The organism is Bradyrhizobium sp. CCGUVB1N3 (assembly GCF_024199925.1).
Classification (GTDB): domain Bacteria; phylum Pseudomonadota; class Alphaproteobacteria; order Rhizobiales; family Xanthobacteraceae; genus Bradyrhizobium.
The window spans coordinates 3,656,277-3,671,350 of sequence record NZ_JANADR010000001.1; the positions used below are offsets into that span (position 1 = coordinate 3,656,277).

At 65.1% G+C, this 15,074-nt stretch carries 15 protein-coding genes; 5 read left to right on the forward strand and 10 right to left on the reverse strand.

Features of this window, described 5'->3' with window-relative positions:
- Nucleotide 1: 1 nt before the first annotated feature.
- The gene (locus NLM33_RS17330; protein WP_254097282.1) at nucleotides 2-1,147 is read left to right on the forward strand and encodes a hypothetical protein; all 1,146 of its coding nucleotides are present in this window, start codon (nucleotides 2-4) and stop codon (nucleotides 1,145-1,147) included.
- 289 nt (nucleotides 1,148-1,436) lie between these two features.
- Here the strand turns inward: NLM33_RS17330 and NLM33_RS17335 are convergent, their stop codons facing one another.
- The 4 genes from NLM33_RS17335 to NLM33_RS17350 form a co-directional block, all read right to left on the reverse strand.
- Nucleotides 1,437-2,408, reverse strand: a complete 972-nt coding sequence (locus NLM33_RS17335) for an IS110 family transposase (protein WP_254095913.1) — start codon at nucleotides 2,406-2,408, stop codon at nucleotides 1,437-1,439.
- 326 nt (nucleotides 2,409-2,734) lie between these two features.
- Nucleotides 2,735-3,223, reverse strand: coding sequence for a VOC family protein (locus tag NLM33_RS17340; RefSeq protein ID WP_254097284.1), 489 nt, complete (start codon nucleotides 3,221-3,223; stop codon nucleotides 2,735-2,737).
- Between the two features lie 83 nt (nucleotides 3,224-3,306).
- Nucleotides 3,307-4,317: an alpha/beta hydrolase gene (locus NLM33_RS17345; RefSeq protein ID WP_254097286.1), complete on the reverse strand. Its 1,011-nt coding sequence runs from the start codon at nucleotides 4,315-4,317 to the stop codon at nucleotides 3,307-3,309.
- A gap of 153 nt (nucleotides 4,318-4,470) precedes the next feature.
- Complete coding sequence (locus tag NLM33_RS17350) at nucleotides 4,471-4,983, reverse strand: cupin domain-containing protein (protein ID WP_254097288.1); 513 nt, start codon at nucleotides 4,981-4,983, stop codon at nucleotides 4,471-4,473.
- A gap of 128 nt (nucleotides 4,984-5,111) precedes the next feature.
- On the opposite strand from NLM33_RS17350, the gene NLM33_RS17355 reads away from it, so the two are divergent.
- Nucleotides 5,112-5,330, forward strand: a complete 219-nt coding sequence (locus tag NLM33_RS17355; RefSeq protein ID WP_254097290.1) for a CsbD family protein — start codon at nucleotides 5,112-5,114, stop codon at nucleotides 5,328-5,330.
- Between the two features lie 107 nt (nucleotides 5,331-5,437).
- On the opposite strand, the gene NLM33_RS17360 is transcribed toward NLM33_RS17355, so the two are convergent.
- Together NLM33_RS17360 and ggt are read right to left on the reverse strand one after the other, a co-directional pair.
- On the reverse strand, nucleotides 5,438-5,902 hold the full coding sequence (locus NLM33_RS17360) for an FKBP-type peptidyl-prolyl cis-trans isomerase (RefSeq protein ID WP_254097292.1): 465 nt from the start codon (nucleotides 5,900-5,902) through the stop codon (nucleotides 5,438-5,440).
- A 76-nt stretch (nucleotides 5,903-5,978) separates the two neighbouring features.
- Nucleotides 5,979-7,565 (reverse strand): gamma-glutamyltransferase, encoded by a 1,587-nt coding sequence (gene ggt, locus NLM33_RS17365; RefSeq protein ID WP_254097294.1) that lies wholly within the window; start codon nucleotides 7,563-7,565, stop codon nucleotides 5,979-5,981.
- A gap of 187 nt (nucleotides 7,566-7,752) precedes the next feature.
- On the opposite strand from ggt, the gene NLM33_RS17370 reads away from it, so the two are divergent.
- Both NLM33_RS17370 and NLM33_RS17375 read left to right on the forward strand, forming a co-directional pair.
- The gene (locus tag NLM33_RS17370) at nucleotides 7,753-8,505 is read left to right on the forward strand and encodes a rhodanese-related sulfurtransferase (RefSeq protein ID WP_254097296.1); all 753 of its coding nucleotides are present in this window, start codon (nucleotides 7,753-7,755) and stop codon (nucleotides 8,503-8,505) included.
- Nucleotides 8,498-8,713: a SlyX family protein gene (locus NLM33_RS17375; RefSeq protein ID WP_254097297.1), complete on the forward strand. Its 216-nt coding sequence runs from the start codon at nucleotides 8,498-8,500 to the stop codon at nucleotides 8,711-8,713. The genes NLM33_RS17370 and NLM33_RS17375 overlap by 8 nt, the downstream gene beginning before the upstream one ends.
- A gap of 12 nt (nucleotides 8,714-8,725) precedes the next feature.
- Here NLM33_RS17375 and NLM33_RS17380 read toward each other — a convergent pair whose 3' ends face one another.
- Together NLM33_RS17380 and NLM33_RS17385 are read right to left on the reverse strand one after the other, a co-directional pair.
- Nucleotides 8,726-10,627: a diguanylate cyclase gene (locus tag NLM33_RS17380; RefSeq protein ID WP_254097299.1), complete on the reverse strand. Its 1,902-nt coding sequence runs from the start codon at nucleotides 10,625-10,627 to the stop codon at nucleotides 8,726-8,728.
- 174 nt (nucleotides 10,628-10,801) lie between these two features.
- The gene (locus NLM33_RS17385; protein WP_254097301.1) at nucleotides 10,802-11,023 is read right to left on the reverse strand and encodes a hypothetical protein; all 222 of its coding nucleotides are present in this window, start codon (nucleotides 11,021-11,023) and stop codon (nucleotides 10,802-10,804) included.
- A gap of 114 nt (nucleotides 11,024-11,137) precedes the next feature.
- Between NLM33_RS17385 and hemE the strand changes: the two genes are divergently transcribed.
- Nucleotides 11,138-12,169 (forward strand): uroporphyrinogen decarboxylase, encoded by a 1,032-nt coding sequence (hemE, locus tag NLM33_RS17390; RefSeq protein ID WP_254105821.1) that lies wholly within the window; start codon nucleotides 11,138-11,140, stop codon nucleotides 12,167-12,169.
- A 187-nt stretch (nucleotides 12,170-12,356) separates the two neighbouring features.
- Here hemE and hemC read toward each other — a convergent pair whose 3' ends face one another.
- Both hemC and NLM33_RS17400 read right to left on the reverse strand, forming a co-directional pair.
- Complete coding sequence (hemC, locus tag NLM33_RS17395; RefSeq protein WP_254097303.1) at nucleotides 12,357-13,337, reverse strand: hydroxymethylbilane synthase; 981 nt, start codon at nucleotides 13,335-13,337, stop codon at nucleotides 12,357-12,359.
- 101 nt (nucleotides 13,338-13,438) lie between these two features.
- On the reverse strand, nucleotides 13,439-15,067 hold the full coding sequence (locus NLM33_RS17400; protein ID WP_254097305.1) for a GMC family oxidoreductase: 1,629 nt from the start codon (nucleotides 15,065-15,067) through the stop codon (nucleotides 13,439-13,441).
- Nucleotides 15,068-15,074 lie beyond the last annotated feature (7 nt).

Consider the following 15,074-nt stretch of genomic DNA (forward strand, 5'->3'; position numbering starts at 1 on the left):
CATGGCGAAGCTCGGGACTCGCAACATCGTTCTCTCGGCCGCGTTGATCGCGGTCACGTCGCTCGTGCTGCTCGCGGCACAGTTGCAGCCGGCTGCGGCCCAGTGCACCGAATGCTCGCCGACGCCGACACCCACACCGACCTCCAGTCCCTCGCCGACGCCCAGTCCGTCGCCATCGCCCGCGCCATCACCGACACCGACACCGACGACAACCTCGACCTCGACCGCGAACAGTCCGGGCACGGGGCCGACCGGAGCCGACTCCAGCGCCGGCTCGATCGGCGATCTCGCCAACCAGCGCTTCAACCAGATGATCACCAACCGGGTGCTCGGATCGGTACTGCTCGGCGTCAACGAGCAGGTCAATTGCAGCGACTGCATCAGCGCGTTCGGCTCGGCCGGCTCGTTCTCCGCCGGCGTCCATGGCCGCAAGGAGCTCACCAGCAACCTGTCGCTGCTCGCGGGCCTCGCCTACACGCAATACAATGAGGGCGGCTACCACGTCACCAGCGCGCCGATCGGCGCCTTTGCACTGCGCTACGATTTCACCGACTGGGGCTCGTCACGCCCGTTCTTCGACATCGGCACGGTGCTCACGCCCTGGGAGAAGGTGCGCTACACCCGCAACTATCAGACGAGCCTCGGCGCGGTCACTGTCACCGGCTCGACCGACAGCTCGAACTACGCCGTCTACGGCCGGGCCGGCTGGATGAGCCGGGTGTCGCCGCGCGACGAGGTCGCGGCCTCCGTCGAGTTCTGGCAGTTGTGGCAGCGGGTGTCCGGCTATAGCGATCCGACCGTCGCGTTGAACCCGTTCGATGCGACGATCGCGGGTGGCACCGACCGGACCAGCCTCGTCAAGCTCGGCGGGCAATGGACGCATTTGTTCGGCAGCACGGTGGAGGCCAACGTCAACGGCGGCTGGGTGCAATCGTTCGGCTCACATTCCGGCATCGTCGCCACCGTCACCGGCAACGGCACGGTGGTGCCGACCATGGGCAATCAAGGCTGGTTCGAATATGGCGGCCGCCTCGGCTTCCGCTTCGCGCAAGGGTGGATCGTCGACCTCTTCGCCAACGGCACGCTCGGCCCGCAACCCGTCGGCAACACCATCCACGGCGGCGTGGGCTTGCGGATCAACTATTGAGATGTAAGACGTTGTCGGCGTAGTTGCGCGCCACCAACTCCGCTGTCACGCCCCGGCTTGACCGGGGGCATCCAGCATTCCAGAGGCAGTGCCGTAGCAACCATTAAAGCGACGTCCGATTGCCGGGAGGATGACGCCGTGCTCGTGGCCGTCAAGGCGTGGCCTGGCAGCGGCGGATGTGAGGCGAGGCCGGCACGACGGCCAGCCTTGACGGCCGCTGTGCGCGGCGTCATTTGCGAGGGCAGGTCGGGACGAAGAAACGGTGCTTCGGCCGAACAAAGAAACGCGATCAGGTGGCGGGCACGCTCGCGATTTTGGGCGGTTCGGCGAGCCACGGCGTTCCGCGTGCGACGACGGCGTTGATGACGACGAGCAGCTTCCTGGCACAGGCGATGAGCGCGCGCTTGTGGCCCTTGCCGGCGGCGATCAGCCGGTTGTACAGGGCCATGAGCTGCGGATTCCAGCGGAATGATGCCGGTAGAGCCGCGGTGTAGAGCGCCCGGCGCAAGCGTTCGCGCCCGCCTTCGATGTGACGGACGCCAACGTGATCGCCGCTGTCGTTGTCGTAAGGCGCAAGCCCGACGAGGGCTGCGGCTTGCTCGCGCGTGACCTGGCCAATCTCGGGCATCCTGATCAGGATGGAAACCGCAGTCGGAAGGCCGCTGCCGGCGACGCCGTAGATCAGATCGAGCCGTTCGGCGAGATCGCGATGCTTGCGGATCGCTGCCACCAGAGCCTTGAACTCGGCTCGTTTGTGCCTGGCCAAGAGAGCAATCTGCTCCTTCCAGAGCTTCTGGATACGCGCGTTGCGGCAGCTCTCCAACCGGTTTTTGAGCTTTGCAATATCCTCTCCGATCTGCTCGATCATTGTCAGATGCTCGGCAAAGGGCCCCAGCCGAGGATCCGGAGCGGGGTGGATCTTCTTGGCCGCGGCGGTGCAGGCTGCAATCAGCGCTGCATCGATCTTGTCATTCTTGGCCCGCTGCAGGTGGAACATGGCAAAGGCGCGCACCTGGACCGGCTGAAAGACCACGACGACAAAACGTTTGCGTCGCAGCTCGGCGACGACCGCCCGCTCATAGCCCCCGCTCGCCTCGATCCCGACCCGTTTGACCTTCCGGCGCTGCAACCATTCCACCAGCACCTTGTAGCCTTCCGGTGTGTTCTCGACCTGCAACGGCTCCGAACAGCCATCGACTGCCACGTCAAGTTTGCGCTTGCCGGTATCGATCCCGGCACAGATCGTGATACGCTTGGCCATCTTCCTCGACCCTCCCTTGTGATGCGAACCTGAAGTTCGTTCAACCATGCGGGTCCCGATGAAGTGCCGATCGCGATCTTGCTACGAAACGCAGCCCTCAAGGCTTCGGTGGGCATCGATCCGATCGATCGGCGGCCCAGCTCGGGTGGCCGCCCGGGCTGGGCCATTCCTCACGGAACCAGGCCATTGTAATCCGGCGCGCTAATACAAGGGTGGGCAAAGCGAAGCGTGCCCACCGCTTCTGTCGCAATCGGGGAAGATGGTGGGCACGGCGCTTCGCGCCTTTTGCCCACCCTACAATCCGTTGTCGTGGCGCGCGCACGCCGTCACGCCGCCGACTTGCCGTCATAGGCCTGGCGCAACGCTTCGACATCGAGCTTGACCATTTTCATCATGGCCTGCATGGCGCGCTTGGCAGCGGCCCTGTCGGAGCTTGCGAGAAACTGGAACATTGCCCTCGGCACCACTTGCCAGGCCACGCCCCAACGATCCCTGAGCCAGCCGCACTGCTCTTCCCTGCCGCCATGAGCGAGGACAGCTGCCCAGATGCTGTCGACCTGCGCCTGATCCTCACAATCGATCTGCAGCGAAAGGGCGTGGGTGTACTCCATTTTCATCCCGCCATTCAGCGCAACGAGGCGCTGTCCGCCCAATGTGAACTCGACGACGAGCACGGAGCCTTCCTTGCCGGACGGATTGTCGGCGGCGTTACGCTGGACCTTCAGGATTTTCGAGTCCGGCATCAGGGAAACGTAGAAATTTGCAGCTTCCTCGGCATCGCGGTTGAACCACAGGCAGGGTGTAACCTTGGACATGGACAAAAACTCCTCTTTCGGGCGGGTCCCGATCCGAGGACGATGGAGTGGCCGGTGATCCGACAGGCCCGATGCTTTTTTTGTCAGGTCGCGATCGGCGTCGGCATCGTCAGGAATGCCCGCGTGGCGTGCCAGAACAGCGCCCGATTGATCGCCAGCACCACGGAATGCGCGGTTCCCGGCAGGATGACGAACTGCCGGTCGCCGTTTGGCAGCTTGTTGTAGAACGCCTCGAGGTCGGCGACGGTCGCGATGCCGTCGAACTCGCCGCGCACCAAGAGCACCGGCGCGAGCACCTTCTCCGGGTCCACCACCGGCAGGTTGGCCGTCATGTCGAGATAGGTGCCGGTCGGAATCTGGTCGCCGAACTGAAGCTCGACTTCGGCGAGCACATCCATCACGGCGGGATCGCTGGTTCCGGGTTTGTCGCGGGTCGCGATCGAGCGGATCATCTCGCGGTCGCGCTTGCGCATGTTGTGGGTGCGGTAAAAGTCGACCTGCTCGGCGCGCTTCGTCAGCGTCGGCGAGCCCTCGCCCTTGTAGGTGAAGGCCGCGAAAACCAGCCGGTCGATGCTGTCAGGCGCGACCATGGCGTAAGCGCCGGCCCGCAACGCACCCGAGGACTCCCCGACGAAATGGAATTTTCTCTGCCCGGTCTCGCGCGCGATCACCTCCACCGCGGCCTTCAGATCGGCAACGCCGCTTGCGATGTCGGAATTGCCGGAGGTCCGTCCCGACTTGCCGTAGTTCTCGTGGTCCAGCGTCCAACAGTCGAAGCCGTAACGGGCGAACTCGTTCATGGTGGAGTATTCGCCCTTGCCGGGCACGCTGAGATCGAACACCCGCGAGGTGACGGATGAGCCGTGCACGAACACCACGACCGGCCGCGCCGCCTCGCCCGCTTTGGGCGCCCCTAACCGCTTGCGGTACATCCACAAGGGCACGTCGCCCTTCTTCGCCCAGTATTCGCTGGACCAGATGTCGGCGGGTTGATCGGCGGCGCGGGCAGGAAGCGCGCCTGTCAGCGCCGCGCCGAGAATGCCGGCTCCCTTGATCAGGGTTCGCCGCGGCAGTGAATGATCGGGGTTCGCCATACTGACCTCCCTCGCCGCGTCTTGATGCGGGCTCGAGGCGAGCCTAGCAGACGTGGCGAAAGGCGTCAGCCCAATCCTCCGTCATTACGAGCCACCGGGTCCGCGCGAAGCGCGGCCCGATGGCCCGCAATGACGATGTGGCGAGAGATCAGTTCACTTCGCCTCGTTCGGATCGCGGTGCACCGGATCGATCCACAGCACGGTTTCGGGTTTCTCGACCGGCTCGATGTCGAGATTGATCGCGACCGCCTCGCCGTCGCTGCGCACCAGCACGCATTCCAGGACCTCGTCGGGGCTGGCGTTGATCTCCTGGTGCGGGACGTAAGGTGGCACGTAGATGAAGTCGCCGGGGCCGGCCTCTGCCGTGAACTGGAGATGCTCGCCCCAGCGCATGCGCGCCTTTCCTTTCACGACGAAGATGATGCTTTCGAGATGACCGTGATGATGCGCGCCGGTCTTCGCATCGGGCTTGATGCTGACCGTGCCCGCCCACAATTTCTGTGCGCCGACGCGCGCGAAATTGATCGCGGCCTTGCGGTCCATGCCCGGCGTCGAGGGAACATTGGGATCGAGCTGGTTGCCGGGAATGACGCGCACGCCATCATGTTTCCAGCGATCGTCGTGATCGTGTGCATGGTGGGAATGCGAATGGTCATGGCCGGTCATTGGTCTTGCTTTCTGTTGGTTCCGTGCGCGGCAAGCTAACCAAAGCCGCGGCATCAAGCCATACCAAAATCGGAACGCTCTTAGGCGCCCAGCGTTGTCCTTGCGATCAAGATCGAAGGAGATTTTTCATGGGTAGCACGACCGACAAGATCAAGGGCGCCACCAATGAGGCGATCGGCAAGGCCAAGCAGGGCATTGGCGAGGCCACCGGTTCCGATCGCATGAAGGGCGAAGGCACCGTGCAGGAGATCAAGGGCAAGGGCCAGCAGGCCATGGGCGATGCAAAGGACGCCGCGAAGGAAGCGATCGATCGCGCCGCGGCGAACGCCAAGCGCACGACAGAGTGAGGCGAGCAAGGCCGAAAGCGAAAAGACCGGCCGCGAGGCCGGTCTTTTTGTTTGCACGTCATTCCGGGGCGATGCGCAGCATCGAACCCGGAATGACGGCGTTGCCGTCACTTCACCCCGAGCAATTCCACGTCGAACATCAGCGTCGCATTCGGCGGGATGACGCCGCCGGCGCCGCGCGCGCCGTAGCCGAACTGCGGCGGGATGATCAGCGTGCGCTTGCCGCCGACCTTCATGGTGGCAACGCCCTCGTCCCAGCCGGCGATCACGCGGCCCTTGCCGATCGGAAACTCGAACGGCTCGTTGCGATCGACGGAAGAGTCGAATTTCTTGCCCTTCTTGCCGTTCTCGTAGAGCCAGCCGGTGTAGTGCATCACGCAGATCTGGCCGGACTTTGGAGAGGCGCCGGTGCCGACGACGCTGTCGATGATCTCGAGGCCTGAAGCTGTGGTCATGGTTTTTCCTGCGGTCTGGGCCGATGCCGGGGTGGAGACGAACGCCGGCACTGCGCCGATCACCGTGATCGCGAGAGCCGACATGAGGGTGAGAAGTGCACGCTGGACACGCTGCATAAGACACCTTCCGTTTGGAGCGGGAGGTGTCTAGCGCAACGCGCTCAGCGTGACCAGCCCGTCGAGGCCGCCTCGCTCAATAGCCGAGCGCGCAGCCGTCCTTGCGCGGATCGGAGCCGCCGGTCAGCGTCCCCTTGTCCCAGTCGATCCAGATCGCCTGGCCGCCGCCGAGCGGGCCGACGAGGCTCGTGGTCTTGTGGCCGAGCTTCTTCAGGCCGTCGACGACCGCGGCCGGCACGCTATCCTCGAGCTGATAGACGCCCTCGTAATGCAGGCCGCGTGGCATATCGATCGCCTCCTGCACGTCGCAGCCATAGTCGAGGATGTTGGTGAGGACATGCGTCTGGCCGACCGGCTGATACTGCCCGCCCATCACGCCGAACGGCATGATCGCGCGGCCCGCCTTGGTGAGCAGCGCCGGAATGATCGTATGCAGCGGGCGCTTGCCGCCGGCGATGCAATTGGGGTGACCCGGCTGGATGCGGAAGCCGCCGGCGCGGTTTTGCAGCAGCACGCCGGTCTTGTTCGACACGATCGCCGAGCCGAAGGAATGCGCGATCGAGTTGATGAAGGAGCAGACGTTGCGATCCTTGTCGACCACGGTGATGTAAATGGTCGAGGGGTTCATCGGCGGCGCGACGTTCGGCAGGTCGAGCAGCCCGTCCATGCGGATTTTTGCGATGTACTCGTCGGCGAATTCCTTGGCGAGGATCTTTGCGACGTCGATCTTCATGTGGGCGGGATCGGCGACATGCATCTCGCGGATCATGTAGGCGATGCGCGCGGCTTCCGCCTCGATATGGAAGCGCTCGACGCTGAGCGGCGCGAACTTCGTCAGGTCGAACCGGGACAGGATGTTCAGCATGACCAGCATGGTGATACCGGGCCCGTTGGGCGGGCACTGCCAGACGTCGTAGTCCTTGTAGGTCGTGCCTATCGGCGTGGTCACCTCGGTCGTATGACCAGCGAAATCGTCGAGCGTGTGCAGACCACCAATTCCGCGCAGCGTCTCAACCATGTCCTCAGCGATTCCGCCCTTGTAGAAGGCGTCACGGCCGTCCTTGGCGATCGCGCGCAGCGTCTTGCCGAGCTCGGGCTGTCGGATGACGTCGCCGGCCACCGCCGGCTTGCCGTGCGGCAGCAGATAGCGCTCGGTGTTGGTGCCGTTCTTCAGCTTCTCGAACTGGTTCTTCCAGTCGAAGGCGATGCGGGGGGCGACGACGTAGCCCTCCTCCGCCGCCTTGATCGCCGGCTGCGCCAGGCGGTCGAAGCCGAACTTGCCGTGGTCGCGCAGCACGGTCGCAAAGGCGTCGACCGCGCCGGGGATCGAGACCGCGTGCGCCGAGGTCAGCGGCACGGAATTGATCTTGCGCTCGAGATACCACTCGACTTGGGCGGCCTTCGGCGCCCGGCCCGAGCCGTTATAGGCGGTAATCTTGCCCTCGCCGCGCGGCTGCATCAGCGCAAAGCAGTCACCGCCGATGCCGGTCGATTGCGGCTCGATCACCCCGAGCAGCAAACTGCCCGCGACCGCCGCGTCCGCCGCCGTGCCGCCTTCGCGCAGCACCTCGACCGCCGCGAGCGCGGCCAGCGGGTGCGAGGTCGCCACCATCGCGTTCTGGGCGTGGACCGTGGACCTGCCGGGGAAATGGAAGCTTCTCATCGCCTGTTCTGCTCTCTTGCCGCGGACGCGCATACGTCGCGCCCTCTCGAAAATCCGGGTCTACATGACACATTCGGACCCCGCGGGGCAATGCTGGCATACCACGGAAATGGCAGCCATCCGCTGCGCGAATGGACTCGCGGGTTGCGGGTTTTCTGGGCGGCTGCCGCCTGCTAAACGAGCCGTCATGATTTACAAAGTCGCCGCTTTCTACCAGTTCGCGCGGCTCGCAGATTACCGCGAGCTGCGTGAGCCGCTGCGCGCGTTCTGCGCCGGCCTCGGCATCAAGGGCAGCGTGCTGCTGGCACAGGAAGGCATCAACGGCACGGTTGCAGGCTCTACGGAGGCGATCGATGCCTTCGCCTATGAGCTAGCACAGGGCGACATGTTCGGCGGTCGGCTCGACGATCTGGAGCTGAAATTCTCGACCAGCGAGGCGATGCCGTTTGGCCGGCTCAAAGTGCGGCTGAAAAAGGAGATCGTCACGCTCGGTGACGCCGCCGCCGATCCGACGCGGCAAGTCGGCACCTACGTCGATGCCGCACAATGGAATGCGCTGATCGCCGAGCCCGATACGCTGGTGCTCGACACCCGCAACGCCTTCGAGGTGGCGATGGGCACGTTCGAAGGCGCCGTCGATCCCGGCATCAGGAGTTTTGGCGAGTTCAAGGACTTTGCCGCGCAACAGCTCGATCCGGCAAAGCATCGCAGGATCGCGATGTTCTGCACCGGCGGCATCCGCTGCGAGAAGGCGAGCGCGCATCTGCTCGCGCGCGGCTTCGCCGAGGTCTATCACCTCAAGGGCGGAATCCTCAGATATCTCGAGCATGTGCCGGAGGAGCAAAGCCGCTGGCGCGGCGAGTGCTTCGTGTTCGACGAGCGCGTGGCGCTCGGCCATGGCTTGCGCGAGCGGCAGAAGGACGCCTCCCCCGATGAATGAGATCAAGACGCTCGGCGAACGCATCGACACGCTCGAAGCGAAGATCGCCTATCAGGACGACACCATCGAGCAGCTCAACCAGACCATCACCGCACAGTGGAAGCAGATCGATGCGTTGACGCGGCAGATCGCAGCTCTGAACGAGCGTCTTCAGGAGGCCGAAGCCAACGCGCCCGGAGCCGCCAACGAGCGCCCGCCGCACTATTGAGGCACTAGCCTCTTACTGCCCTGAAGCCAACGGCAGCAGATTGGAGACCTCGACCGACATCACCAGCCGGTCGCGCCCGTCCTGCTTGGCGCCATAGAGCGCGCGATCGGCGGCCTCGACGAGCGTTCCCGGCCCACCGGTTCGCTCCAGCCACGGGCGGCAGGTCGCACCGCCGACCGAGGCGGTGACGCAGCCGGCGGATTCGTTGGAGCTATGGACGAGCCCCGCGGCACGGATCGCCTGGCGGATCCGCTCGCCGATTCGGGCGCAGTCGGCGGCATCGATGTTCGGCAGCAGCACGGAAAACTCCTCGCCGCCGTAGCGCGCGGCGAGGTCGCTGACGCGCTGGACCTCCGCAGCGATGATCTTCGCCACGGTGCGCAGGCACGCATCGCCCGCGGGATGCCCATATATGTCGTTGTAGGCCTTGAAGTGATCGACATCGATCATCAACAGACCAAGGCTCGAGCGGTCGCGATAGGCCCTCGCCCATTCCTCGTCCAGCCGCTCGTCGAAGCGACGGCGGTTGGCGAGCCCGGTGAGGCTGTCCTCGGTCGCCAGCGCCTCCAGGCGCTCTTCCAGCTCTTTCTGCACCGTCACGTCGCGCGTGACGGCAACCGCACCGTCGATGCTGCCATCGGCTCTGCGCGTCGCGCGCAAGGTCGATTCGATCCAGATGTCGCCCTTCTCGCTATGACGGGTGCGATAAACGGTGCGCGCTTCGTCGATCTCGCCCCGCTTCAGCTGGTCGATGATCGCTTGAGCGGCCGGCAGATCGGCGGGGTTGATTCCGGCGAGCGCCGAGTGCCCAACCAGCTGGTTGGGCCGCCAGCCGACGACGCGTCTGGACGATGGCGAGGCGTACCGGACGCGATCGTCGATACCGATCCGGGTCACCATATCGCTCGATCCTTCCGCGATCAGGCGGAAATTGGATTCACTTGCCGCCAGCGCCGCCGCCATGCGCTGGCCGCGCAGCAATTGCCGCACCAGCACCGCGCCGATGATCGCGATCAGCATCACCAGCGCGAGCACATACAGCATGCGCGAAATGGCCGCCGCCCGCCAGGGCGCCAGCAATTCCTGGCGATCAACGGTCGCGATCAAGAGGAGCGGGAAGCGAGCGCTGCGCTTGTAGAAGCTGACGCGTTCGATGCCATCGAGCATCGACGTGAACTGATAGGCCCCGCTCGGCTGCAGCTTCGATTCACGAAACAGCGGCCCGTCGGCCACGCTGCGTCCGACGAACTTGTCATTGCTTGGGTCGCGCGCGATGATGATACCGTCGCCATGCACCAGCGTGATGGAGCTGTTCCGCCCGATCGGGAACTGCTGGTAGAAATGCGACAGATAGTTCGCACCGATCGTTGCGAGCACCACGCCGCCAAAGCTGCCGTCGAGCTTGTTGAAGCGACGCGACAGCGTGACCACCCACTCGCCATCGACCAGGCTCTTGATCGGACGGCCGACATAGGCCTCCCGCTTCGGCGAGAACTGGTGATGCCTGAAAAACTCGTCGTCGCTGAGCGTCGAGGTGACGGCGCCGGCCGCTGTCAGCCAGTTGCCCTTGTCGTCGATGATGGCGAGACTGTGAATGCGCTCGATCGCCTTCTTGCGGATTTCGAGGAGATTGCGAAGCTTGGCGATGGTGGAGGGGTCCGTGCCGTCCATTTCCAGGCGACTGACGACGCCGACGACACCGGAATCGAGCAGATCGAGGCTGTCCTCGGCGTGCTGGGTCAGCGATCGCGCGAGGTTCGCCATTTCCGTCTCGGTGCCGCGCAACAACGCGTCGCGCGAGCTCCATTCACGCCAGCCGCTGATGCCGAGGATCGCCGTGCAGGTGAGCACGACGAACGCCGCCGCCCGCAACGGCAGGCGGCTCAAGCCGGCTCTATAGCTCATGACGTTCATGCGAACAGGATTCTCCGATGCCCGGAAAATCCGCTGCTTCTGTTATCGAAACCTGAAAAGCGCAGCGCGATTCGCCTCAAACTGCGCCGATTTACGTAGTCCTACGGTGCTCGCGATCATCTGATCGCTAACGGCGGGTTAGCGCGTCGAGGGGGGATCGGCCCGCACGAGGCCTTAGCTGAAGATCGCCTTAACCTTGTCCCACAGCGAGGGGCTGTCCGCCTCCGCATCGGCCTTCGATGGCGTCGGCTGCGTGGCGCTGACGGGATCGGACGCCGGGAACGTATCGACCAGGCCGGCATCGAGCCTGGCATGGGTCTCGCGATCGGCGGCGAGCGCCTCGCGCAGATCGTCGGCGTGCTTGTCGTGCGGCGCGGGGTTGAATTTCTCAGCCATGAGTTCCTCCATTGGCCGGTCAACGTCGCCGCCCGCCGCGGGGTTCCTCTGTTCCGCTTGGCCCGGCGGGAGCGGCGGTGTATCAGGAACCGCAACATGTCCCAGGGATCATTCGTGCCGCCCTCCGCAAAGCCTTTCATCGACGTCCTCTCCGGCCAACGGCAGACCGTTCCGCCGGTCTGGATGATGCGGCAGGCGGGCCGCTATTTGCCCGAATATCGCGAGCTGCGCGCCAAGGCCGGCGGCTTCCTCGATCTCTGCTTCACGCCGGAGCTCGCTGCCGAGGTGACGCTGCAACCGATCCGCCGCTTCGGCTTCGATGCGGCGATCATCTTCTCGGACATCCTGGTGATCCCCTACGCGCTCGGCCGTTCCGTGCGCTTCGAGATCGGCGAGGGTCCCCGGCTGGAGCCCCTGGATGATCCAGACAAGGTCCGCACGCTGTCGGCGCGCGCCGACTTCGGCAAGCTCGAGCCGGTGTTCGAGGCGCTGCGCATCGTGCGCCGCGCGCTCGATCCGAACACCGCGCTGATCGGCTTCTGCGGCGCGCCGTGGACGGTCGCGACCTACATGGTTGCGGGCCAGGGCACGCCGGACCAGGCACCGGCGCGGATGATGGCCTATCGGCATCCGGAGGCATTCGCAGAGATCATCGATACGCTGGTCGGAAACTCCGTCGATTATCTGCTTGGGCAACTCGCCGCCGGCGCTGATGCGCTCCAGATCTTCGATACCTGGGCAGGTGTGCTGCCGCCGGCCGAATTCGCGCGCTGGTCGGTCGAGCCGACGCGGCGCATCGTCGAGGGCGTGCGCGCGAAGGCACCGGATGCGAAGATCATCGGCTTTCCCCGCGGCGCCGGCGCGCTGCTGCCGGGCTATGTGGAAGCAACGGGCGTCAACGCGGTCAGCATCGACTGGACGGCGGAGCCGGCCTTCATCCGCGAGCGCGTGCAGTCACGCGTCGCCGTCCAGGGCAACCTCGATCCGCTGGTGCTGATCACCGGCGGCGATGCCCTGAACCGGGCCGTCGACGAGGTGCTGGCGAATTTCGCGAAGGGACGGCTGATCTTCAATCTGGGCCACGGCATCCAGCCGGAGACGCCGATCGCCCATGTCGAACAGATGCTGAAGCGCGTGCGCGGCTGACGTATCGAAGTTCCATGCGTTGCCTCCCGGCTGCGGCGGGGGCGTGCCTTACAAAAAGCTCGAAAACAACCCCATGCAAAGTAGAACGGCCCCGCCGGCTGGACGCTCAGGCCGCGCCCAGGACATCTGACACGTCAGGCAAAACAGGAGCGCGATCCTACGCTCGCGCTGACCGTTTCGCGGGGGCTTACCGCGGCCGGCTGCGCTCGATGATCTCGGCCGCGCCCCTGGTCAGCAGGTCGAGCCCGACGGCGCGGCCGAGCTCGCGCGGACGGTTTGCGGGACCAGCGCGCGAAGCTTCGATGATGGTGTCGCCGGAGAGATCGAGCACCGATGCGGTGAGCGACATCTGATCACCATCAATCGTCGAGAACCCCGCCACCGGCGAATTGCAGTGGCCGTTGAGGACCCACAGCACCTCGCGCTCGGCATCCGCGCAGGCATGCGCGGCTGGATCATCGATCAATGAGAGAATACGCCGTGTCTGCCAGTCCTGCGCTGCGCATTCGACGGCGACGATCCCCTGCCCCGCCGCGGGCAACATCTCGGCCGCCGAGAATTCGTAAGCGATGCGGCTCGCAAGACCGACGCGATCGAGCCCCGAACGCGCCATGATCAGCGCATCGGCCGGACCGACCGCGCCGCCATCCGGCAGCCGCTGCAACTCGCGGTTATCGAGCTTGCGCACGCGCGTGTCGGCGGCACCGCGGAAGTGGATCACCTCGGCGTCCGGAAACAGCCGCCGCACATAGGCCGCGCGCCGCACCGCATTGGTGCCGATCTTGAAACCCTTGCCGCGCGACTGCCTGAACGCATCGAGCGAAACGCCGTCACGCAGCACCAGCGCATCGCTGGGCGGATCGCGCGACAGCGTGGCACCGATCACGAGGCCAGGGGTATCCTCATTGCCGGGCATGTCCTTCAGGGAATGCATCGCCGCCTGCAACTCGCCCGACAGCACGGCAGCGCGGATCTGCGCGACGAAGGCGCCGCCCTTGCCGCCATGTGGCAGGAGCTTGCTGGTCTGGTCGAGGTCGCCCGTGGTGTCGAACTTGACGATCTCGACGTCGATGTCGGGCACGGCGGCGGTCAGGCGGCGCGCGATCTCTTCCGTCTGTGCCAGCGCCATCGCGCTCTTGCGCGTGCCGATCCGCAATCGAATAGCCAAGCCCTGTGCTCCCTCTGGCGCGCTCTCTTGTTTAGGCATGATCTTCTCGGAAAACCGCTACACACTTTGCGCTAGCGCGGCCCTCCGCGTCCGGATCACGCCTACCGCGCATCCTCCAATATCATGTCGGAGGCCTTTTCGGCGATCATGATGATCGGCGCATTGGTATTGCCCGACACGAGATCAGGCATGATCGATCCGTCGACCACGCGCAAGCCCTCGATGCCTCTCACCTTGAGCCGCTGATCGACCACCGCGAGCGCGTCATTGCCCATACGGCAGGTCGAGGTCGGATGATAGATGGTGCTGCCGCGCTGGCGGCAAAATTCCAGGAGCTCCGCATCGGTCGCGACCTTGAGGCCGGGATCGACCTCCTCGACCACAAAGGGCTTGAGCGCCGGCGCATGCAATATCTTGCGCAGGATCTTCAGGCCCTCGACGTTGGTGCTGCGGTCGGTCTCGGTCGACATGTAGTTGATGCGGATTTCCGGCGGCACCGTCGGGTCCGCGCTCTTGATCCGTAGCGTGCCGCGGCTTTCGGGGCGGAGCTGGCACACCGACGCGGTGAAGCCGGAAAAATCGTGCAGCTTCTCGCCCATCTTGTCGGTCGAGAACGGCAGAAAGTGCACCTGGATGTCCGGCGTGGCGAGACGCGGACTGGTCTTGAAGAAGGCGGCCGCCGTGCCCGCCGCGATCGTCAGCCAGCCCTGGCGGAATAGTGCATAGCGTATTCCAGCCAGCGTGCGTCGGATCGGATGGTTGATGGCGTCGTTGAGCGTGATCGGCTGCGAGCAGCGCATCACGATGCGGACCTGCATGTGATCCTGGAGATCGTGGCCAACGCCCGGCGCGTCGAGCACGACTTCGATGCCATGCTTGCGCAGGAGGTCGGCCGGGCCGACGCCGGAGAGCTGCAAGAGCTGCGGGGAGTTGTAGGCGCCGCTCGAGACCAGCACCTCCTTGCGCGCCCGCGCGCGGCGCAAGGCCGAACCTTGGCGATATTCGACGCCGACGGCGCGGCGGCCCTCGAACAGGATGCGTTGGCCCAACGCCAAGGTTTCGATCCTCAGATTGCTGCGGCTCTTGGCGGGACCGAGATAGGCGACCGCGGTGGACGCACGGCGACCCTTGCGCGTGGTGGTCTGGAACAGGCCGACGCCTTCCTGCGAGGCGCCGTTGAAGTCGGGATTGTAGGGCAGGCCTGCCTCGACCCCCGCCTTGATGAAGGCCTTCGACAGGGGATCGGAGAGGATCAGGTCGGAGACCGGCAACGGTCCGCCGGTGCCGTGAAACTGATCGGCGCCGCGCGCCTGGTTCTCGGCCTTCTTGAAATAGGGCAGCACGTCGTCATGGCCCCAGCCGGCGTTGCCGAGCTGGCGCCAGCGGTCGTAATCCTCGTGCTGGCCGCGAACGTAGAGCAGGCCGTTGATCGAGCTCGAGCCGCCCAGTGTCTTGCCGCGTGGCTGGAACACCTGCCGCCCGTTGAGCTCGGGCTCCGGCTCGGTCTGGTACATCCAGTTGACGCTCTTCTCCTTGAACAGCCGACCATAGCCGAGCGGCACGTGGATCCAGATGTTGGAATCCTTCGGGCCGGCTTCGAGCAGCAGCACCGAATGCCTGCCGTTCGCCGACAATCGGTTGGCGAGCACGCAGCCGGCCGAGCCGGCGCCGACGATGACGTAGTCGAATTCGGGATCGTTTGAATGAGCGGATGGCAGTGGGGCGGTCATGCTTCTT